Origin of the sequence: uncultured Roseobacter sp., assembly GCF_947499265.1 — a bacterium.
Lineage (GTDB): Bacteria > Pseudomonadota > Alphaproteobacteria > Rhodobacterales > Rhodobacteraceae > Roseobacter.
This window is the reverse complement of the sequence record NZ_CANMNK010000012.1, coordinates 48,943-70,144: the sequence shown is the minus strand read 5'-3', so window position 1 is coordinate 70,144 and position 21,202 is coordinate 48,943. Positions and strand designations below refer to the sequence as shown.

Below are 21,202 nucleotides of genomic sequence, written 5' to 3'. Positions count from 1 at the left end.
ACCGTGAGCACACCCCACCCTGTAAGCGACCCCGCTCCGATCGGCTATATGGTGCCGGAATTCCCGGCCCAGACCCATGCGTTTTTCTGGCGCGAGATGGGCGCCATCGAAGAGGCGGGCGTGCCGGTCACGCTGCTCTCAACCCGGCGCCCGCCCGCCGGGGCGTGCCCGCATGCCTTTGCCGAGGCGGCACGCAACCGCACGCGGTACCTCTTTCCGCCCGACATGGGAGCCGCACTTGCATTGCTGGCACGGCACCCTGGGCGGCTGCTGGCGATGGTGCGCTATATTCTGGGCCTGCACGAAACCCCGCTGGCGACCCGTCTGAAATTCCTGGCGCTGATCCCCTCGGCCGCCGATCTGGCAGCGCTTTGCGCAGAAAAGGGCATCGTCCATGTGCATATTCATTCCTGCGCCAATGCCGCGCATCTGGGGGCGATGGCGCATATCCTCACCGGGTTGACCTACAGCCTGACCCTGCATGGCGATCTGCCGGTCTATGGCACCGATCACAAAGCCAAGATGGCCCGCGCCACATTTGTCAGCGCCGTGACCGCGCCCTTGCAACGCTCTCTGCGCGACGAGATCAGCGAAACGCAGCCCTATCCGGTGATCTGGATGGGCGTGGATACGGAGACGTTCAAACCCGACCCGGCACAGCGCAAGACCCGGCCCGAGGACCGTTTTGAAGTGGTGACCGTGGCCCGGCTCAACAATATGAAAGGGCACCGGTATTTCCTGCGCGCCATGGCGGAGCTGCGCGCAGAGGGCATCGATGTGCATTACCGCATCGCCGGAGACGGCCCCGAACAGGCCGCAATAGAGACGGAAATCGCCAAACTGGGCCTGGGCGATCACGTCACCCTGCTGGGGTCGGTCGATGAAGCGGTGGTGCTGGAGCTGTTGCAATCCTCGGACGCGCTGGCGCTCACCAGCATCAACAAAGGCGAAGCCGCCCCGGTGGCGGTGATGGAGGCAATGTCCTGCGGGGTGCCGCCCATTTGTTCGATCATCGGCGGCACCGGCGATATGATCACCGATGGGCAGGATGGCTTTCTGGTGCCGCAAAAGGATGTGGCGGCGATTACCCAGGCCGCGCGCCGCCTCGCCACCGATCCGGGCCTCCGCGCCACGATGGGCCAGGCTGCGCGCCAAACGGCGCAAGCCAAGTTCGACCACCGCCGCAACGCACTGGCGCTGTATGAGGAAATCCGCAAGACCGCAGGCTAATGCCTAGCGCTTCTTGCCCAGAATATAGCGGCGGGTCAGCCCCCAGCGCTCCGACAGCCGGTGCAACACCACCGGCAGGGCAATACCGCAGACAATACTGGTCAGGAAAATCGGGGTCACCGCAGTGATGCCAAACGCCTGCAGCGCGTCGCGCGCGCCCGCCGTGCCAAAGACATGGTAGAGATAGATGGTGAAAGCATAGGGCCCCAGCGCCTCGAACCGGGCCACCCGCGGCAGGGTGAGCATGGCCAGCATGCAGACCGCCAGCCCCATCGCGAGGCTTTGCACGTCATAGCGTTGCAACGACAGCTCGCCACTGGCGCGCAGCAACGAAAGGTTGGTGGCCGTGGCGACAATCACCACCAGCACCGACAGGCCAATCAGCCAGGGGGCTGCCTGCGCGATCCGGGGCAGATGCCGGATGAACACCACCCCCAGCAGGAAGAAGGGCAGCAGGTAGATCGCCGCATTGATCGACATCACATTGCTCGGAATGAACCCGGCAAAGAGATAGGGGACCACGGAAAGCACCAGCAAAACAGCCGTAAACCGCCCGCGTAGAGCCATATCCAGCGCGCCGAAAAACACGAAGATCAGCAGGATCGCCTGCAAAAACCAGTAATGCGCGTAGGGAAAGAAATAGACCTGCCAGAAATCCGCCCAGGTGCGGGCGGAGCCCGACCCCAAAAGGCCCGCCATGATCATCATCAGGGTCGCCGCGATGGCCCCGGGGATATAGAGACGGCGGAATTTGCCGGTGATGAAACTGCCGTAATCCCCCAGCGCAATGGGCCGCAGCCCGTAGACGTAGCCCGCGATGAAGGCAAAAAACGGCATGCGCAGATCGATCAGGAAATCCGCAAAGAGCCGCAAAGGATGCGGGTAATCCAGCTCCAGCCCGCTCATCGGCCCCGACCCGATGGCGTGATAGGCCACCAGCAGGAACACCGCGACCGCCCGCATGGTCTCCAGCGGATAGTCACGGGCAGCGGCGGTGGGCGGGGCGTCTGTGCGGAAAACCATCGGCGCGCGCTCAGGCGGAACCGGACGCAGCAGGCTCTGCGTCAATCTCGGCACAAAGCGCCTCGAAGGCCGCTTCATCGACAATCTCTTTCCAGGTCAGCTTGCTGACCGGGGTGCCGCTCTCCAGCATCTCGTGCAGGCGGGCCACCGGGATGGTGCCGCGCAGCGCTTCCATCATGAAGAAGGTCGGCGTCGAGGGCATCGCCGGGGACTGCCGCCAGAGGGCCAGCGCCTGGCGGTGCCGTTTGATCTGCCACTGGAACATATAGGACAGCGAGAAATAGAGATCCGGCACATAGGTGAGGGATTTGACGAAGGGCGCGTAGCCCTGCTCCCAGAGGGTCGGCAGCAGGTGATCCCGCTCGGAGACCAGAAACCACGAGGCAAACCAGCGCCCGGCCCCGGGGCTGCGGAAGACGAAAAACCCGGTGACCAGCAGCGGCGGCAGCCAGTCGTCCAGCGGGCGGTGACAATAGACGGTGGCATCCGTCCAGACGCCGCCATGGGTCCGCATCAGCCGCATCCGCAGCAGGTTGGCAAAGAACCGCGGCGGCAGCCCGTCGTGGTAATCGGACATGTCGAGATGCTCGGAGACGTTCTGCGCATCCAGCACCCGCACCTCCCAGCCGGGGTTCATCTGCCGCCAGCGCGCAATGCAGCGGCGCACCACGAAAGGGGCCTCGGCCTCGCCCTGTTGCCAGTAGATCCAGATGATCTTCGGAATATCCGCCTTGTGAAACGGTGCCAGGGCGCGGCGCACCGCCTCGGCCCCGCCCGCCCGGTCGGCGATGAACGCACGGCGGTCCAGCGTGCCTTGCCGACGGGCGTAAAGCTCATAGCGCGGGTTCTTCGGCACCTCGTTCAGCAGCCAGCGCGCATAAAGACGACTGCGTTTCAGCCGCGTGCGCAACCAGGAGATCACCGGTCGTTTGGGTTTATGCCCCTGCGTGCTCACAAATCCCACTCCGCGAAGGTCAGACCGGTCAGCCGTTCCAGCTCCGGGATCTGGGCGGCAAAACGGGTGCGCAGCAGGGCGCGGGTCTCGTCCTGCATCGGCGGCGGGATATGTGCCGTGGGGGCCGGGCTGCGACGCACGGCCTGACGGCGCAGCATCTCGCGCAGCGGGGTGGGCACGGCCTGGCGCAGCGCCCAGAGCGGGCCTGCCCGTTTGCGCATGCCGTCCAGCGTGACCGTCTCTTCGAGCGCATTAAAATGCGCTTTAGAGACGTTTCTGGTCACGGAAGCCTCTTCAAAGACCGCATCGGCCAGCGGTGCCAGCCCCAGGAAATCCGTGACCTGACGCACCACCCCGGCCCGGTCGGTTACGAAATCCTCGAACTTCAGAAACAGGAAGCGGTCCGCGTCGAAATGCGCGCGATAGGCCGCGATCTGCTGCACGTATTCGCTGCCCGCCAGACACAGTTCCGGCACATCGGGCAAATGCGCATTGGCCGTTGAGAACGCCTTTTCGCGGGGGGCGGCCGTGCTGTGCGGCTCGGGCAGAACGAATTCTTCGAAGCTGCGATGCACCGCCCGGTCGCCGGTCACGTTCTGGTAGTTCTTGAGGATCTGCACGTAGTAGGAATAGGCGCGGGCCACCGGGTCGCGCATCACATAGATCAGCTTGGCCTGCGGCAGGTGTTCTTTCATCCGCGCCGCCGTCTGGCCGAAAAGCGGGCTCAGCGAATAGATCGTCGAAGCCTCCCCCACGGTCTGATCCGCGCGCGCCTCGGCAAAGCCCGCAGCGTAGGCCTCAACCCCTGCCGCATAGCGGTCATCACGGGCGAAGAATTCCGGCTCCTTGACCCGCGGCATGAAGATATCCGGGTGCCGGTCCAAAAGCGCATGCAGGCTGGTGGTGCCGGCCTTGGCCGCGCCGATGACCACAAAATCAGGCAACCTCATGAGGGGCCTCCCGCAACCATCTGCGCGCTATTGGCCTGAAACAGGCCCGCATTTTCCGCATCAATCTCGGCCACCGCGCGGGCCTTGCCCACTCGCAGCGCCCGGCGCTGATAGGCGCGGATGAAGGCGCGCAGCTCGGCATCCTCATACTGCCGCTCCCCGCGCAGCCAGGCGCCCAGATAGCCCTGCAGCATCGCCAGACCGCCCAGCACGAAGGGCCGCTCGCGCATGCGAAAGACACAGGTGGCCAGATAAAACAGCGGATCGGACCCCATGAAATACTGCCCGAACCCGTGTCGGCGGCGCCCGGTATAGATCGAGGTCTGGCTCGACCCCATGGGCCGCAGATGTTCAAAGCGCAGCTCCGGATCATCCCAGCTGACCGCGATCCAGCCCATCGACCGCGCCTTGTGGCAATCGATGGCGTCCCACATCACCTCATGCACATAGCCGCCAATGGCGTCGAAACAGGCCTGCCGGTAGAATTTGGTCATGCCCACGGACATCTCGTCGCCGCGCCGCTCCGAGATCAGCTGGCCGCCCTCGCGCACATAAGGTTTGCCCGAACAGGTGCCGATGCGCGGGTTTTCCTGCATCCGCTGCATCAGGATCTCGAAATACCGCGGCGGCAGATCGAGATCGAGGTCGAGCTTGCAGGAATAGGCAAAATCGCCCGGATCGATGGTGGCATAGCCCGCGTAAAACGCCTCGATCACACCGGGGCCCACCGCCCGGTGCCCGCGGTCCGGTTTCTGCACGATCCGGATCCAGTCATGGCGCGCGGCATACTCGGCCAGAATCTGCGGGGTCTCGTCGGTGGAGCCGTCATCGACAATCACCCAGGCCGCGGGCGTCACTGTCTGGGCCACCACACTGTCGAGCGTGCGGCGCATATAGGCTGCCTCATTCCGGCACGGCGAAATCAGCACATAGGACTGAGGGTCGGCGGAGGCATTCATGTTCTGAAAAACTTTCACGGGTCAACTTACCTGTCGGCTTGTAAAGCCGGTCCGCGCGAAAAGAAACAGGTTGAGTGCCTAGAATCGCCGAGAAGTCAAAGATGCGCGCAAAAATGCATCCCCGCAGGGCAAGCTGCATATCTGCCCCGCAAACACAGGTTTATCAATTGATCGATGCGGCAAAATTTGCCAAAAGCGACCCTGTATTTGTTTAAGGTTTTGCGCGCTGATGAGTTTGAAATACCGCCCGGAAATTGATGGTCTGCGCACAATCGCGGTGGGGGCGGTGCTGATCTACCACGCCAAGTTCCCGTTCTTTTCCGGTGCGGTGCTGCCTGCGGGCTATCTGGGGGTCGATGTCTTCTTTGTCATCTCGGGGTTTCTCATCACCTCGCTGATCCTGCAGGAATGGGACCGGACAGGGCGGTTTTCGATCCTGAATTTCTATGAACGCCGGGCGCGCCGCCTGCTGCCTGCGCTTTTTGCGGTCATCTTCGCGACGCTACCCGTCGCCTGGGTCGTGCTCATGCCCAGCGAAATGGAGGAGTTCGTCCGCTCGCTGATCGCCTCGGTGTTCTTTCTGTCCAATATGTTCTGGCATTTCGAGGCGGCGGTCTATGGCGCAGCCCCCGGCGCGCTGAAACCCTTCCTGCACACCTGGTCGCTGGCGGTGGAGGAGCAGTTCTACATCTTCTTTCCGCTGATCTATATCCTTTTGCTGCGCCACGCGGCGGCGCGGATCATCCCCATCGGGCTCGCGGCGATCCTCATAGGGCTGATCGTGTCGGAGATCACCACGCGGGCGGATCAGTCGCTGTCGTTCTACTGGGTCATCAGTCGGCTCTGGGAGCTCATGGCCGGGGCGGTTCTGGCGCATTTTCTGACCCGCCATCCGGGGGCCGGGCATACGGCGACACGCTGTAGGCGGCTGCCTGCGCTAGGTCTGGCGCTCATTGTGCTGCCGATGTTTGTCAGCGGGCTGAACCGCTATCACCCCGGGCTGGCGACGATTCCGGCTGTGTTAGGCACTGTTTTGATCATCTGGTTTGGCGGCCAGCAAAGGGATGTGGTCACCCGGTTGCTCTCCAGCAAGGCCTTTGTCGGGATCGGGCTGATCTCCTATTCGCTCTATCTGTGGCACTATCCGATCATGGCCTTTGGCCGGCTGATCGACCATGACCCCGGCCTCCTTGACCGCCTGATCTGGCTGGCGCTGTCCTTTGCGCTGGCCATCCTGTCCTACCGGGTGATTGAGCGGCCGTTCCGCACACCCGGCGCGGTCTCGCGCAAGGGCCTTGTCGGCAGCATTTCCCTGACCACTGCGCTGGTCGTGGGCTTCACCACCGTGATGCTGGTGCAGGACGGGCGCCGCGAACGCTTCCCCGATCTGATCGCGCTTTATGGTCCTGCGGAGTTCGACAAGGCGCGCCTGCGCGAGGAGGCCTGGCAGGTGCTGGCCGATTATGCGGCGGAATACGGGATGGGCCCCTCCGGGCCCCGCGCCCCCTCGCAATTCGAAGCCGAGGTGCTGTGGTACGACATGGACCAACCGGGACGAAAGGTTCTGGTGCTGGGCAATTCGCTGGCCAAGGACATGTTCGACACCTTCCACCTGAATACCGAGCTCTTCCCGGACATCCAGTTTTCACGCTTCGGCATGAAGGCCTCGCTCGACAACCACCTCATTGACGGGCTGCTGGCCTCGCCGAATTTTCAGGCCTCCGACACGGTGCTGCTGGCCTTTGCCTATACCAACCGCTCCGTGCGCCGGATGCCCAACCTGCTCGACCGCTTGTTGCCCACCGGCAAGCAGATCGTGCTGCTGCTCAATTCCCCGTCTTTTGCGGATATCGGCAGGCTGCCGGTCTTTGACTGGTACATCCGCACGCATCAGGGCATCCCCTCCGTAGAAGACCTCAATGCCTTTGCCTACACCCAGCTTGATACCACAGTGGACGGGCGCACCGACCTGGGGCTGCTGAAAGTGGCAGAGGACTACGATCTCCCGGTGCTGCGGCGGTATGATTATGTCTGTGATGATGAGACCAGGACCTGCGATATGATCACCGACGACGGGCGCAAGATCTTCTATGACTACCACCATTATTCCAAGGCCGGGGCCAAGCATTTCGGGGCAAAGATCGCCCGGACCGGCTGGCTGCAACTGCCGCCCCTGAAGGTCAGCCCATGACCTGTGGCAAGGGCCCGCCTGCCAGCACCGCATCATAGACCCGGCGTACCTGGGCCGCCTTGGCCTCCCAGGTGAAGCGTGCCTGCACATCGGCTTGGGCCGCCGCCGCCAACCCCGGCAGGGGCGACGGATCCGACACGATCTGCTGCAGCACAGCGCCAAAGCGGGCAATGATCTCCGCGCGGCTGCCAATAGGCACCTTGTACCCGGTCTGCGCGCGCACCAATTCGCCCGGGCCCGCGTAATCCACGATCACCGGCACCACCCCCAGCGCCATCGCTTCCAGCACCACGCCGCCGCCGAACTCGCGGATCGAGGGGAAGGTCAGCAGATTGGCCTCTACCGCAACGCTCTGCACATCCTCATGCGCCATCATGCCATGGAAGGTGACGGCAGGCGCGATCTCCAGCCGGGCGGCCAGCGCCTCAAGGTCCGGGCGCATCGGACCATCGCCAATGATGTCGAGAACCAGCTGACCGGACCGCAACAGGGGGGCGGCCGCCTCCAACAGCATGTCAGGGCCCTTATAGGGGACCAGACGCCCGATAAAACAGGCTCTAAGCGGGCTATTTAGGCTCTGTTTTGCGCTGAGATTGAATCGCGCGGGATCAATCGCATTCTCCGGCAGCCAGACGGTCTTGTCGCGGTGCCGTGCGGGGATTTCGCCCTGCGTGTGGCGCGATCCGGTGAGGATGGCATGCGCTGCCTGCAACGTGCGCCCGCGGCCCGGCACCAGTTTGTAAGCGCTGCGCACATAAGACAGCCATTCGCGTTCCCGCCGCCGTTCCGCATCAAACCCCGCCGGCCAGGGCACCCCGCCATTGAGCGGACCGAGGATAAAGGGTACCCGCGCACGAGCACAACGCAGGGCAATCGGCGAATGGATGGTCGGGCTCAGCGGCGTGACCCGGTGCACCAGATCATACTCCCGCCCCACCAGCGCGGGGCCGAACTGCTGCCAGACCAGATGTTCGAAATAGGGGTAAGACACCGCAGCTATCGCGGTGGTCATGGTCCAGCCCTTGCCGGTGCCCATGCGCAGCAGCTCCGCCAGCTTGTGCAGCGGCCGGGCGACGGCTTCGGAATCAATCGCGGTGAAATCGCGGCCCTCTTCCAGGCCTGCGCGCAGAATGGCATCGCGGTTGCGGATCTGGGTGACGATATGCACATCCGCCACCGCCCGCAGCGCATGGGCCATGGACCAGCCGACCAGGGGCACGCTGACCCATTCAGGGTTGGCAGCTTCGGCAATGACCAACACGCGGGGCCGGGTGTGTGGGCGGGGCTGCGCGTTCGGGGTAGGTTGCGTCACAATTTTCCCATCTGACATTTATGTGATCCCTGCAGACCCCATAGTGCGGAAAATATCTTCTATAAAGGGCCGTTGTAAGGTATGTCAGGTGCAAATAAATCGATGACCGCCTTAATTCTCTCGCAGACGTTTCCTATAGCCAACGATAGTATTTAGTAAAAAGGGTTGATCCGATGTCGATGACGCAAGATACAGCGCCACCCGTCGCCGTTTTCTTCAGTTGGGGTATGTTCTGGCTCGCCGTTGCCTTCATTGGTGCCGGTGTTTTCTTTATTGACGGGCTCGATGCCCTGCTGACCGCCTGGCAGCTGCCCGAATACAGCCACGGCCCCCTGATCCCGATCCTGTCCGGCCTGCTGTTCCTGCGTCAGCTCAAGGAATACCCGATCGATCCCGGCCCGAAACGCGACCGCTGGGTCGGTGTGATGGTCCTCTTGGGCGCGCTGGTGGTGGGCACCATGGGCAAGCTGGCCAATATCTCTGACATCGTTGCCTATGCCACGATCCTGTGGATCGGCGGTCTGCTGCTGATCAGTTTCGGCTGGAAGACGGGCAAGCATTTCTGGCCCCCCGTCCTGCACCTTGTCTACATGCTGCCGCTGCCCGGCGTGCTCTATTACAAGCTCTCGACCTTCCTGCAGTTCGTCTCTTCCGAATTGGGCGTGTGGTTCTTGCAGCTGATGTCCGTGCCGGTGTTCCTTGATGGCAATATCATCGATCTGGGCACGCTCAAGCTGCATGTGGCCGAGGCCTGCTCGGGCCTGCGCTACCTCTTCCCGATCCTCAGCTTCTCCTACATCTTTGCGGTGCTCTATAAGGGTCCGATGTGGCACAAGGCCGTGCTGCTGATCTCTGCCGCCCCCATCACCGTGCTGATGAACTCCGTGCGCATCGCCATCGGCGGGCTCCTGGTGCAGGAGTTTGGCGTCGAATGGCTCGAAGGCTTCACCCATTTCTTCGAAGGCTGGGTGATCTTCCTCGCCTGTATCCTGCTGCTCTTCGCCCTGGCGCGCATCATGCTGTTCCTGAACCCACAGAAGATGGGCCTGGTGGATGCGCTGGATCTCGATACCGACGGTCTGGTACCGCAGATGCTGCGGGTGCGCTATGTGCGCGCCTCCACCGCCCTGATCGTCTCCGCCTCGGCCATGGTGCTGGCCTCCGGCATCTGGGCCGCCATCCCGGAGCGGGACGTGCTGCGCGCGGACCGTGACAGCTTTGCCCTCTTCCCCCGCCAGATGGGCGAGTGGAAGCAGATCGGCATCCGCGACATACTGGACCCCAAGGTGGTGCGCGAGCTGAAAGCCGATGACTACCACTCGGTGAATTTCGCCAAGGGCAATGAGCCGACGGTCGGGTTCTTCTCGGCCTGGTACAAGGACCAGAGCCAGGGCGGCGTGCATTCGCCCGAGATCTGCCTGCCGGGCTCCGGCTGGGAGATTGCCTGGCTGGAACGGGTCGACGTGGCGCAGGAACTGAACCACGCAGGCGCGTTCGAGATCAACCGCGCGATCATCCAGAAGGGCGAGACCCGGATGATGGTCTATTACTGGTTCGAACAGAAAGGCCGCAAGGTCGCCTGGGATTTCGCCGCCAAGATGTATCTGGTGCTCGACGGGATCACCACGGGGCGCAAGGACGGGGCCATGGTGCGCCTGACCACGCTAATTGCCGATGGTGAGACGGACGCGGATGCCGCGGCACGCCTGAATGAGATGATGCAGGAAGTGGTCCCGGCCCTGCCCCGCTTCATCCCCGGCGCCTGACAGGCGTCCGGGCCCGACAGGCACCGCCTCCGGGATCAGGACGGATCCTCCGCGCAGCACCGCATGGCGGCTCAAAGCCCGAAGTGTCAGGTGCTGCGTGTGTGATACATGTCTGCAGTCTGGATTGCCAAATTTGACAGGGATGTCTGCAACACAGTATCGACATGGCCAATCGCCTTCATCGTAAGGATCGCCGACAATGCCCGGAACGAAGTTTGAGACATGCTGAAAGGAACCTGCCACTGCGGCGAAGCTGGCTGGACTCTCGAAACGGTGCCAAAGTCGGTCACAGCCTGCAATTGCACAATCTGTCGGCGTTACGGCGCCCTCTGGGCCTACGGGTACGATGGCTTTGACATTCAAACCACCGGGCAGACAAATACGTATCAGCGTCGCGACAGCGGGGATATCAATTTCCACTTCTGTGCCATTTGCGGGTGTGTGACGCATTTCATTGTTTGTTCCGAAGACGAAAACGGGCGCAAGCGGGCCGCCGTGAATGTTCGGATGTCTGACCCCGCACCAATCAGCGCGCTTCCAATCCGTCACTTCGAGGGGCGCGAGAGCTTTAAGGAACTTCCAGGTGATGGCCGCATGGTAAAAGACATGTGGTTTTGACCCATCGCAGATGAAAGGCCGCTGGGTTCCGCAGAGCGGAGACCACCCTGCTCTGACGTGTCAGACCGGGTAGTCGAAAACCTCGAAATCCTCTTGGTACATCTGCGCGATCTTTGGCTGTAACGTCTTGCGCAGCTTGGCCTTTTTCGCCTTGTTGTCCACCTTGGTCTTGTTGCGATGCGGCAGACTGCGGCGTTCACCGAAGATCTGCTCTGACAGGTCCGCCATCGCCTCGCCCATCTCTTCGAACCGCAGGATGTGATCGACCAGCAGCTTGCCGTCAGCGTCCATCACATAGCGGGTCTGGGGCATCATGTGCCGCGCGGTATCGGAGAAATCATCCGGGTAGGTGCGCTTGAGGAACCGCGCCGCACTGGGGGTTTTCCAGAACGGCGTCTTCTGAAAGCGGTAGAGATATTCGGAGATGATCCGGTCGTAAGGGTTCCGCACCACGGCGAACTTGAGGTAGCTGTCGAATTGCTCCTGCGTCACATGCCCCTTGCTGACGTATTCATCGGCATAGAGATGCGCCATCCGGCGTGGCCCCACCTTCGGGTCCTGATTGGGGCGCAGCAGCAAGGGCGCGCGGTCTTCCCAGCTCAGCCCCAGATCGTCCAGAAACATATGTTCGACACTTTGCCCGCCGGTCTTGGGGATATGGACAAAAATCACCTTGTGCTGATGCGAAATCACGGGCGCTACATTCCTACGCGGTTGGGACGGGGCAACAGCGTTTGTCTGAAGGATTTGCCTGCGGGAAACAAGGGCCGTGGCGTGGGAACCCCGCAATGAAAAAGGGCTGCCCGAAGAGCAGCCCTTTTCTTTGTCAGTTACAGTCGCCTGAAGAGTTTAGGCGTCTGCTTTTTTCTTACGACGGCGTGCAACGAATGCACCGCCACCCATGACGCTGGCGAGCAGCAGGCCTGCTGCTGGAACCGGCACAGGAGCCAACTCAACGTCGAAGTCGATGTTGTCTGTTGCTGCAGCAGCTGTCCATGAGAAGGTCAGAGTGAAGATTTCACCTGGCTGGAAATTCGCTGGACCGAAGTGGAACTCTGCTGTGGGCGAACCACCGTCAGTTGCCACAACAACGCCGTTGAATGTGATGACCAGATTTTCGACAGTTGTCGACCGGCGCACAGTACCGATGCCTTCAACGGAACGTGCTGGGTTGACTTCAAAATCAAAAGAAACGGACATCGGACCAGTGTCCAGATCCGCGATGTTTGAGGAACCCACGACGCCGGTACCACCGATCACGTTTGTTCCGACATCGGAGAAATCGCCCGATACCGTTGCAGCTGAAGCTGCGAATGGCAAAGACACGGCAAGGACGCCGGCTGCCAAAATTGTTTTGATATTCATATTCAGAATCCTCATTACGAAGTTAATCTCACGTTAATAAACCATATTCCTGCCTAATTTGGCCAGCCTTTTTGCGGATTTCCGCTCAGATTTATTAAAATACTTGGGATACCCCACAATTTAAAGTTGAATATCCGGCGGTCAGACCGACAGAACCGGTCTAAAAACGCTTTTGTCCCCTTTATGAAAACAATCTTTCCCATCACAGCAGATTCGCAGAATCATCTGTCAAGGGACTATTTCAACTCCAGGTTGGATACCCATTCCAGAAACACTTTCTGCGGTGTCCGCAGCCGTTTCGCTCCGGTCCGGCGCCAGTGTGCGCGCCATTCCGCCTCCAGCGCGTAGACATCCGCCCCAGGCCTCAGGGCGCGGGCGGCCTCCAGCGCTTCGGGCGGCAGGATGGGGTCACTGCCCGGCTCGATCACCTCTGCGCGCGGCGTGACCGAGATGACATCGCCCGGCTCTTCCACCAGCAGGTAATCGGGCAGCGTGTCGGCGCGGATGATCTCCCGCAGCATGGCGCGGAACACCCGGCGCGGGCTGGTGGAGCCGGATTTCTTCAGCAGCGTTTCAACCGAGACCCGCCATTCGGGCTGTTTGCCGCAATGTTTGCGCGCCAGCTCGTAAAGCCGCCGCTCCAGCGGTTTGCGCAGACTGAAATAGGCGCGGTTGAGCGTCAGCACCGATTTCGACAGCACTGCGTTATACAGCCATTCCGACAGGCGCACCGTAACGCTGACCATGCGCCCCGCCCGGGTCTTGCGCACGATCTCCCAGCTTTCGATCAGGCCAAAGCCGGTCGTCACCAGCGTCGGGTCGCCCTTGGGCCCGGTGGCGATGTTGGTGGTGATGCGGGTGCCGGCCAGCCGCTCGAAGGCATCGCGCAAACGCCGGTAGCTGTCCCCGGAGGTTTCGCGCCCCGTGGCCTGCAGCAGATCATGCGCCGTCAGCGTCAGCGTGCGCGAGGTGGGCTTGCCCGCATTGATCGCCGCCATCAGCTGGCTGATGCAGAAGATCAGGATGTCCGCATCGAAGATTGTCGCGCGCCCCTTCACGCTGGGGGTCACGGTGATCTCCGCGTCATTGTGGGTGTAGTTCAGGATCCGCCGGTCGGGCCGGGTAGAGAGCGAAAAGATGGGATGTTCCATGCTGGCCAGATCATGTTTCGGACTGACCCCGAAAAAGTCGCAGACAAAAAAATCACGTGTCTGCTGGGGGAGCGCCCCCTGCCCTGCCGTCCTGCTCATCCGACTGTCCTGCTCTTCTGCTCAATGGCGCGTTTTGCGCCCCGCGATCCCATTTTCGGGATTCGTCGTTTCATTGACACCCACCCTAGTTATCCACAGGCGCTGCGTCCAGAGCGGGCATCGGGGGATCGGAGTCATCTGAACGATGGATCGGAGTCACTTTATCGGGGGATCAGAGTCACCCCCCTTTGCAAAAACCCGCGCAACCCCGTTGTTTTTATGGCCCAGCAAAGACAAGGCTTGTCCCGTAACTCTTAAATAACCCATACATAACAAAAAAAGATCAAAGGATCCTGTCAAAATAGCTGATCCGCCCTGCAGAGCCCTTGTTTTTACTGAGAAAAGAAGAAGGGTGTATCGATTTCCTTTGCATGTGACAGCTTTCATGGTACTTTCATGAAAACATATAACATATGCGAGGCATCTCATGAGCAGTGATCTCCCGCCCCCTTATTTCAACATCTCTCCGGATGCGGCTTTTGCGCAGCTGGATGCCCCCACCGATACCAGTGGGTTTGCCCAGATCGCGCAGGCCTGTCAGCAGGGGCGCTCCGATCTCGCCGGGCGCGGCATGGACGATACCGGGCGCAAGCAGCTGCGGCGGTTTTCAACCTGGGAGATCACCAAATATCTGATCCCCGTGGCCCCCGCCCATTTCCGCCGGGTGCTGCGTCAGAACCCCGATCTGCCGCAGGGCCGCTCCGAGACTGAGGGCGGGGCGAAATGGTTCACGCTCGAAGAGGTGCTGCGGCTGCGCGCACATTTCGGGGCGGAAGGCTCCAAGGCCAAGGACTATATCCCCTACCGCCCCAAGGGGCAGCCTGCGAAAATCGTGGCGGTGGCGAATTTCAAGGGCGGGGTCGGCAAGACCTCGACTTGCGCGCATCTGGCGATGTCAGCGGCGCTGGATGGCTACCGGGTGCTGATGGTGGATCTGGACAGCCAGGGCTCGATGACCTCGATCTTTGGCGGGCAGGTGGCCGATGAATGGGCCACCGTCTTTCCGCTGCTGGCGCGGCATTACGGGCAGACCCTGCAGGCGGACAATCAGCGCCGTCTCGACCGCGGTGAGGCCCCCCTGCCCCTTGATGACACGCTCTCGGAGGCGATGGGGGTGAAAACCGCGGATGTGATCCAGAATACCCACTGGCCCAACATCGATCTCATTGGCGCGCAGCTCAATCTTTATTGGTCGGAGTTCCAGATCCCCGTTTGGCGCATGCAGAGCCGCGGCTGGAAGCTCTGGGACGCCCTGGGGGACATTCTGGCCGCCGACGGGGTGCTGGATGATTACGATCTGGTGTTCCTCGATACGCCCCCTGCCCTGGGGTACCTCACGATCAACGGGCTCTCGGCGGCGGACATCCTGCTGGTGCCTCTGGGCGCATCGTTTCTGGAGTTCGACAGCACCGGGCGGTTCTTTGACATGCTGCATTCCACCTTCCAGTCGATCGAGAGCAGCGAAAACACCGCTGCACGCGCCCTGGGGCGGCCAGAGATGGCCTTTGAGTGGGATGCGGTGCGCGCGGTCATCACCCGCTATGACGGCGCGCAGCAGGCCGAAATGGCCGGTCTCATCCAGGCTTATCTCGGGCGGACCATCTCGCCTTACCGGCAGGATTTCACCGCGCTGATCGGACAGGCGGGCGAAAGCGTGAATGGCATCTACGAGGCCGACTACCGCGATTTCAACCGGGAGACCTACGTGCGGGGGCGCGCGACCTTCGATGAGACCTATGCCGCCTTCAAGACGCTGCTGCTGGGCATCTGGCGGCGTGATGAACAGGCCGCAGCACAGGCGGCGGAATGATGGTGCGCGCGCCTCGTTTGCAAAATTCTGACCCGATGGCGGCGATACCGGCCGCTGCACTCGCAAAGGACACCCCATGGCCAAACGCAAAAGACTGACCCCCGCGCCCGGTCTGACAGCCCCCACAGAGACTGTTACGCCCGCATTAGAGACCAAATCAGCTTTTCCCAGCTACCCCATGGGCGTCGCCCCCAAGCCGGTGTCGCGCGCGCCCATTGCCCAGGTGGCTGGCGATGCCGCGGCGCAATCCGCACTCGATGCGCTGGCCGATGAGATGCGCGAAGCCCGCACGCAGGGCCGTCTGGTGCAATCGCTGCCGCTGGAGGCGATTTCCGAACGCCACATGGTGCGCGACCGCATGGTCAGCGACCCGCAGGAGATGGCGAGCCTGAAGGCCAGCCTCGCGGCCCGTGGCCAACAGACGCCGATTGAGGTGGTGGAGCTGGGGCAGGGGTCCTACGGGCTGATCTCGGGCTGGCGGCGGCTGCATGCGCTGCGGGCGTTGCTGGAGGAGACCAATGATCCGCGCTTTGCAATCATCGAGGCGCTGATCAAACCCATCGACACGGTGTCCGACGGTTATGTGGCGATGGTCGAGGAAAACGAGATCCGCACCAACCTGTCCTTCTACGAGCGCGCGCATCTGGCCTGCGAGGCGGTGCGGCTGGGGGTTTACCCGACGCCCGCCCGCGCGATCCAGACACTTTTTGCCAATGCTGCCCCGGCCAAACGCTCCAAGATCGGCTCTTTCGTGCGGCTGCATGAGGCGCTTGGCGATGTGCTGCGGTTCCCCACGGCGATCCCGGAACGACTGGGGCTGGCGCTGGTGGCCGCCACAGAGGCGGAGAGCGGCTTTGCAGCGCGTCTGAAGGGGGCACTGCGCAAGACCCCTCCGGAGAGTGCCGAGGCCGAGCGTGCGGCGCTGGAGCGGGCGCTGCGCAAGACCCCGGCCAGATCCGCCACGCCGGAGGTGGTGCCCGGCGTCCAGTTGGAGGCGCGCAAAGGGCGGCTGGTGCTCACGGGGCAGGGGGTCACGGAGGACCTGCGCCGCGATCTGGAGGCCTGGCTGGCGCAGCGCTGAGGTTTCGCACGCGAAAAGAAATCGGCCAACATGCTGATAACAAAGAAAAACGCCCCTCTCGAAATGGAGGGGCGTTTTTTATTCAGGTCTGCGGTTTCCGCTGTGAGGCGCAATATATCGCGCGTTATCAGGCGTTTAGCGGAAAACCTTTCGCGTGCGAAAAGAGATCAGACGTCGATCATATCCGGATCATCCGGAATATCCGCCGGCAGATCCTCGGGGTAGATGCCATGCCCGTTTGTCAGGGCATCCCAGAGATCGTCATTGGCCTGCGCATCATTGGCATCGCCCTTGGTGTAGACGCGCTGCGATCCTGATCCGACCCCGGCCTCGCCAAGGTTGAGCAGAACCTGATCGGTTTCATAATCCACGATGATGCTCGCATCCTGCTTGGCACCAAGTCCGGTGATGTTGATGTCCCCAAAGGCCCCGATGAGTTCATCCACGCTGATCAAAGTGGATTCCGTGCCGCCCGCAAGATGCGTGACATCCAGATCAAGCGTCGCATCCCCGAGGTTGATCCCGGACTGGATGCCTTTGCCGTCCGAGAAATGACCGCTGTAGAACTCGCGGATCTGGCCAATCTCGCCGTCTTCGGCGGTGAAGCTCAGCGTGGCGTCATCCGCCATCAGCAGCACCCCGGTGCCGTTTTCCGCACCGTCAAAGCCGACCTTGGTGTCGCCGCCGACGATCTCGATGCGGCTGTCGTCGTTCAGAACGAAATCCGCACCATCGCTGGCCAGAATGACCTGGGCGTTATCCGTCACTGTCAGCTCGGTATTGCCGGTAAAGAGGCCGGTATTGGCAAAGCGACCGCCATCCGCATTGATGCTCAGCAGGTCCTGATCTGTATAGCCGTCGGTCCAGAACTGGCCCGCACGGTCGATGTTGAGATCCGCACCGGCGTCGCCCACCCGCAGATCGCCTTCGATCTCAAGGTAGCCATGGGTGACAAAGAGCTTGCCGCCCTCGCCGAAGTCGAGATCCTCGATCCGGTTGGTGCCGCCGTAATAGACCCAGTTGCCCGCCAGATCGACGCTGTCGCCGTCCTGGGTGCCGGGCAGGTCCTCGGTGGACCAGTTGAGCCGGTTGTCCCAGCGCACGCCATCGCCCAGCTCATCGGGGATGAACCGCAGGGTTTCGGCCTCCGAGCGCAGGGCGGTCTGCAGGCCGAACCCGGTCTGGAAGAACTGGATAATCAGGTCGGCATCGACCACATCATCCAGGCTGCCATCGGCTTGCCCGCGCAGGTAATCCGCCAGATCGCCGATGGTGGCCGTGTCCTTGCCCAAAAGGTTGGCAGTGAAGTTCTGAATGGTGGTTTCATCCAGAATATCGGTGTTCAGCCCATCGATGTTGGAATTGTTCTGCTCGAAGCGCTGCGCATGATCTGTCTTGCCCGCCCAGTTGTAGACAATGGTATCGTCGTAGAACACCTTGCTGTCATGATGGTGCAGCGGGTTCTGGGTGAGCCCCTTGCCGTCCAGCCCGTTGGGGTCGTTGGGATCCGCCAGATGGGTCACGATGTTGTCCATCAGCGTTGTCAGCTGGGTCTTGTTGACCACCCCCTGGGTCCGGGCCCCGGTGCCTTCGGAGGTCGTCTTATGCGCGCCGGAGGTGATCAGGTTGTCGGTGAAGAGCGAGTAGTTCCCCGCATCCGAATAGCCGCCACCGGCCAGCAGGATGCCGCTGTTGTTGTCAAGGAACACATTGTCCTCGATGACCCCGCCGGGGCGCATCTGCACACCCGTTGCCGCGCCGCGCATGACGATGTTGTCGCGGAAGGTGACATCGCGGTTGGCAGAGGCGAAATAGACATTGTGGCTGAACATGCTGGGCGGCTGCGGCGCATCCCCGTCCAGATTGTAGTCGTAGCCGTCTTCCCAGCCGTTGTGGTCAAAGAAGTTGTTCTCGAAGAGCGCGCCATCGACGCGGGCCATGTAGATGCCGCTTTCACGGTCCGCATGCGGCGACCAAGTGTCGCCCTTGCGGGGGTCTTCGTTCCACACATCGATGATCTGCGAGTTGCGCATGGTGAAGCCGTCGATGCCCTGGATGTTGACCTCGGTTTCCGAGAAATGCAGGTCATCAAAGAGCACGTCCTGGCCCACGAGCATGGCCGCACCACCGCGGATGTCGAGGCCCTGGATGACGATGTGATCCACACCTTCCTTGGTGGAGCTCAACCGGTCGTAGATGATGGGCCGGTCGCCTTCGCCGTAGCTGCCGATATAGGTCGGGTTCAGCTCGGATTCGCCCTCTGTCATGATCCGTATGTCGTTGTATTCATACCCTTTTTCAAAGAGCAGCCAGTTGGATGTCGGATCTTTTATCGAATTCTTCGTGCTCCAGCCGCTGTTGGCCCGCCAGGCAAGGTCCGCCGCATCCTCGGCCAGCGCCATGTCTTCGGTGGCGCCGTATTCGGTGTTGTGGCGGAAGAAGTTCTGGTTGATCTTGCTAACGTCCTTGCCTTCAAGGGCGGCGATATCGGCAAGGGTCAGGGCATCGTCGTCGCCGGAAACATAGACCTTGCGGTGGTTCTCACCGTGCTCCACGACGATGTTGTCGTCTTCGTCGGTCTCCAGCATGTAGAAATCGCCCAGACCCCAGCCCGCCTTTTGCAGGCCCTCTGTCACGTCCAGATTGGCGGTATGGGCGCTGGTGCTGCCATCGTCATGGGTGATCTCAAACTCGAACGACAGATCATCGGTGCTCTTGGTGCCGGTCAGGACCACGGCCAGGGTATTGTCGGGGTTGACCGTGACATTGCCGTACTCGGGGCCCGAGATCATCCGCACCGAGGCGACATCATCATCGGGCAGTTCCAGCGTTGCCACACGGCCCTGCATGACCGTGGCCGTGAAATCGTCAGACAGCGCGGTGCTGATGGTGACATCGGAATTCGGCGTTCCGGGCGTCTGAACCGGTGTCGGCGTGGGCGTCGGGGTGGGTGTCGGGGTGGGAACGACATCATCAGGGGAGGGGGCGGGGGCTGCAACCGGTGTGGGGGCCGGTACGGGCGGATCCACAACGACGACATCGTCATCGACCGGGTCCGGCGCGTCCGGATTTGCCGGGGCCGCGACAGCGTCGGGATCGGGTGTGTCCGGCGTCGCGGGGGCCGCAACGGCATCAGGATCCGGCGCGTCCGGATTGACGGGTGCGGCCAGGGCGTCGGGGTTTGGTACCGATTTAGGGGCGGGGGACGCGTCGGGGTTTGGGGATGCGTCAGCAGAGAGAACCTCTTCTCCGTCTGCATCCTTGGAGGCACCGGCCATGCCGGCAAACGACAGGCTGCCGAGCAGCCCAAACAACAGGCCCAGCATTCTAATGGTCCCCCGAAAGGACCGTGGTTTTCGCTGAGATGATAAACTCTGACTCATTAACTCTCTCATGGCCGCAGTAGGCCATTGCACCGGTAAAAATTGAAGTCATTGTTTGCTTCCGTCCGTAACATTAACGATAGGTTAACGGTCCATGACCGTGCTTTATGGTGCATTGTGGAAAACGCTGTGGTTGAAGGCTGCTCATTTTATGGCAGGAATGTGGTTGAAGACCTGTTTCCAATTCATGCTTGTCGTTGGCTTTTTCAAATTGCCTATCGGTAGAACCCCTCAAATCCAACCATAGCTGGCTCTGAGGGGCGGGAATTCACTCATAAGTAGGCAGGATTCCACCGATGACGCCGGGGTAGGAAAATTAACATTTGGGGCGTGACGTTGGGTAAAGCATGCAAACATCATGGCACCGATCGTTTCGGGTTCGGAAACCATAATGGTTTAAGGCGTTAACTATTTTTATTTTTGCCACTTGCGGGTGGTTCCCGCATTGGGTTTCACGACTGTGTGATGGGCAAAAAACCCCGGCAAGCCCGCATTATGGCATAAAGATGGTCTGCAGGATGCGGCCAGTGAGGCCCGATCTGGGCAATAGGGCGCGCATCCGGCAACAATCAGTCGGGGGAATCGCCCTGATTTTCCGCCACAATGCTGCGGGGATCGACCAGCAGGGCGGCCACCCAACCGGCCAGAAACCCGCCCAGATGGGTCTGCCAGGCCAGCAAACCATCCATCAGCCACCACAGGATCAGGTTCAGCGCCAGCAGCCCGGTGACCGCGCGCCCGACGGGCCAGAGCCGCCGCGCCGCGCTGAACCGGTCCACGTAATTCCAGGCCAGAACGCCGCCCGCCAGCCCGAAGAGCCCGCCCGAGGCGCCCACCATCGGGCTGGTGGTCTTGGCCAGCAGCCCGAACCCCAGCGCGCCGCCCAGCACCGCAGCGGTATAGAGAAAGACGAAGCCAAAGGTGCCGACCCGGTCCAGCACCACGCGCCCCAGGCTGTAGAGGGTGAGCATATTGACCGCGAGGTGCACCGGCCCGCTGTGCAAAAAGGAGTAGGTGACAAACATCGTATAGGGCTGCAGCGGGTAGTTCGGGGTCCAGCGCCCCAGGAGCCCGGGCCAGAAGCCGAAGAATTCATAGACCGTCTGGCGCACGCGCCCCACGGGCAGCAGGCCAATGTCGCCCAGGCTCAGCGTGGTCTCGATCAGGGTGCAGATCACGATCACCACCACAATCGCCCATTGCTGCCGCAGGGCGGTGGCGAGGGGAGAGGGGAGGGGCGGCTGGGGGGTCGTCATCGGGTTGGGCTCGCTCTGCCTGCCTCCGCCGCGCAGGGGGGTCCTTTGAGCGC

At 61.8% G+C, this 21,202-nt stretch carries 16 protein-coding genes; 6 read left to right on the top strand and 10 right to left on the bottom strand.

Features of this window, described 5'->3' with window-relative positions; all coding sequences use genetic code 11:
* Window positions 1–3 precede the first annotated feature (3 nt).
* Window positions 4–1,230 (top strand): exopolysaccharide biosynthesis GT4 family glycosyltransferase EpsE, encoded by a 1,227-nt coding sequence (gene epsE, locus Q1A63_RS23875; RefSeq protein ID WP_299632637.1) that lies wholly within the window; start codon window positions 4–6, stop codon window positions 1,228–1,230.
* 3 nt (window positions 1,231–1,233) lie between these two features.
* Here epsE and Q1A63_RS23870 read toward each other — a convergent pair whose 3' ends face one another.
* From Q1A63_RS23870 to Q1A63_RS23855, 4 genes are read right to left on the bottom strand one after another with little or no spacing between them, the layout of a single operon-like run.
* The gene (locus tag Q1A63_RS23870; protein ID WP_299632636.1) at window positions 1,234–2,331 is read right to left on the bottom strand and encodes an acyltransferase; all 1,098 of its coding nucleotides are present in this window, start codon (window positions 2,329–2,331) and stop codon (window positions 1,234–1,236) included.
* Window positions 2,264–3,208: a capsular polysaccharide synthesis protein gene (locus tag Q1A63_RS23865; RefSeq protein ID WP_299632634.1), complete on the bottom strand. Its 945-nt coding sequence runs from the start codon at window positions 3,206–3,208 to the stop codon at window positions 2,264–2,266. The genes Q1A63_RS23870 and Q1A63_RS23865 overlap by 68 nt, the downstream gene beginning before the upstream one ends.
* Window positions 3,205–4,158, bottom strand: a complete 954-nt coding sequence (locus tag Q1A63_RS23860) for a sulfotransferase (protein ID WP_299632633.1) — start codon at window positions 4,156–4,158, stop codon at window positions 3,205–3,207. Before Q1A63_RS23860 ends, Q1A63_RS23865 begins: the two co-directional genes overlap by 4 nt.
* Window positions 4,155–5,135, bottom strand: a complete 981-nt coding sequence (locus Q1A63_RS23855) for a glycosyltransferase family 2 protein (RefSeq protein WP_299632632.1) — start codon at window positions 5,133–5,135, stop codon at window positions 4,155–4,157. The genes Q1A63_RS23860 and Q1A63_RS23855 overlap by 4 nt, the downstream gene beginning before the upstream one ends.
* A gap of 211 nt (window positions 5,136–5,346) precedes the next feature.
* On the opposite strand from Q1A63_RS23855, the gene Q1A63_RS23850 reads away from it, so the two are divergent.
* The gene (locus Q1A63_RS23850) at window positions 5,347–7,308 is read left to right on the top strand and encodes an acyltransferase family protein (RefSeq protein ID WP_299632631.1); all 1,962 of its coding nucleotides are present in this window, start codon (window positions 5,347–5,349) and stop codon (window positions 7,306–7,308) included.
* On the opposite strand, the gene Q1A63_RS23845 is transcribed toward Q1A63_RS23850, so the two are convergent.
* A complete protein-coding gene (locus Q1A63_RS23845) occupies window positions 7,298–8,638 on the bottom strand; it encodes a glycosyltransferase (RefSeq protein WP_299632630.1) in 1,341 nt (446 codons plus the stop codon). The genes Q1A63_RS23850 and Q1A63_RS23845 overlap by 11 nt on opposite strands.
* A gap of 155 nt (window positions 8,639–8,793) precedes the next feature.
* On the opposite strand from Q1A63_RS23845, the gene xrtD reads away from it, so the two are divergent.
* Both xrtD and Q1A63_RS23835 read left to right on the top strand, forming a co-directional pair.
* A complete protein-coding gene (gene xrtD, locus Q1A63_RS23840) occupies window positions 8,794–10,386 on the top strand; it encodes a VPLPA-CTERM-specific exosortase XrtD (RefSeq protein WP_298976364.1) in 1,593 nt (530 codons plus the stop codon).
* Window positions 10,387–10,608: 222 nt separating this feature from the next.
* Complete coding sequence (locus Q1A63_RS23835) at window positions 10,609–11,004, top strand: GFA family protein (RefSeq protein ID WP_298976365.1); 396 nt, start codon at window positions 10,609–10,611, stop codon at window positions 11,002–11,004.
* Between the two features lie 60 nt (window positions 11,005–11,064).
* Here the strand turns inward: Q1A63_RS23835 and Q1A63_RS23830 are convergent, their stop codons facing one another.
* The 3 genes from Q1A63_RS23830 to Q1A63_RS23820 all read right to left on the bottom strand — a co-directional run bounded on the left by Q1A63_RS23830 (window position 11,065) and on the right by Q1A63_RS23820 (window position 13,619).
* Complete coding sequence (locus Q1A63_RS23830) at window positions 11,065–11,697, bottom strand: sulfotransferase family protein (RefSeq protein ID WP_298976366.1); 633 nt, start codon at window positions 11,695–11,697, stop codon at window positions 11,065–11,067.
* 156 nt (window positions 11,698–11,853) lie between these two features.
* Window positions 11,854–12,369 (bottom strand): VPLPA-CTERM sorting domain-containing protein, encoded by a 516-nt coding sequence (locus tag Q1A63_RS23825; protein ID WP_298976368.1) that lies wholly within the window; start codon window positions 12,367–12,369, stop codon window positions 11,854–11,856.
* Window positions 12,370–12,605: 236 nt separating this feature from the next.
* On the bottom strand, window positions 12,606–13,619 hold the full coding sequence (locus Q1A63_RS23820; protein ID WP_298976370.1) for a replication initiator protein A: 1,014 nt from the start codon (window positions 13,617–13,619) through the stop codon (window positions 12,606–12,608).
* Between the two features lie 427 nt (window positions 13,620–14,046).
* On the opposite strand from Q1A63_RS23820, the gene Q1A63_RS23815 reads away from it, so the two are divergent.
* Together Q1A63_RS23815 and Q1A63_RS23810 are read left to right on the top strand one after the other, a co-directional pair.
* Window positions 14,047–15,429: an AAA family ATPase gene (locus Q1A63_RS23815; RefSeq protein ID WP_298976374.1), complete on the top strand. Its 1,383-nt coding sequence runs from the start codon at window positions 14,047–14,049 to the stop codon at window positions 15,427–15,429.
* Window positions 15,430–15,505: 76 nt separating this feature from the next.
* Window positions 15,506–16,510 (top strand): ParB N-terminal domain-containing protein, encoded by a 1,005-nt coding sequence (locus tag Q1A63_RS23810; RefSeq protein ID WP_298976376.1) that lies wholly within the window; start codon window positions 15,506–15,508, stop codon window positions 16,508–16,510.
* A gap of 167 nt (window positions 16,511–16,677) precedes the next feature.
* On the opposite strand, the gene Q1A63_RS23805 is transcribed toward Q1A63_RS23810, so the two are convergent.
* Both Q1A63_RS23805 and Q1A63_RS23800 read right to left on the bottom strand, forming a co-directional pair.
* On the bottom strand, window positions 16,678–19,836 hold the full coding sequence (locus tag Q1A63_RS23805; protein ID WP_299632629.1) for a right-handed parallel beta-helix repeat-containing protein: 3,159 nt from the start codon (window positions 19,834–19,836) through the stop codon (window positions 16,678–16,680).
* 626 nt (window positions 19,837–20,462) lie between these two features.
* Window positions 20,463–21,149 (bottom strand): rhomboid family intramembrane serine protease, encoded by a 687-nt coding sequence (locus Q1A63_RS23800; RefSeq protein WP_298976263.1) that lies wholly within the window; start codon window positions 21,147–21,149, stop codon window positions 20,463–20,465.
* Window positions 21,150–21,202 lie beyond the last annotated feature (53 nt).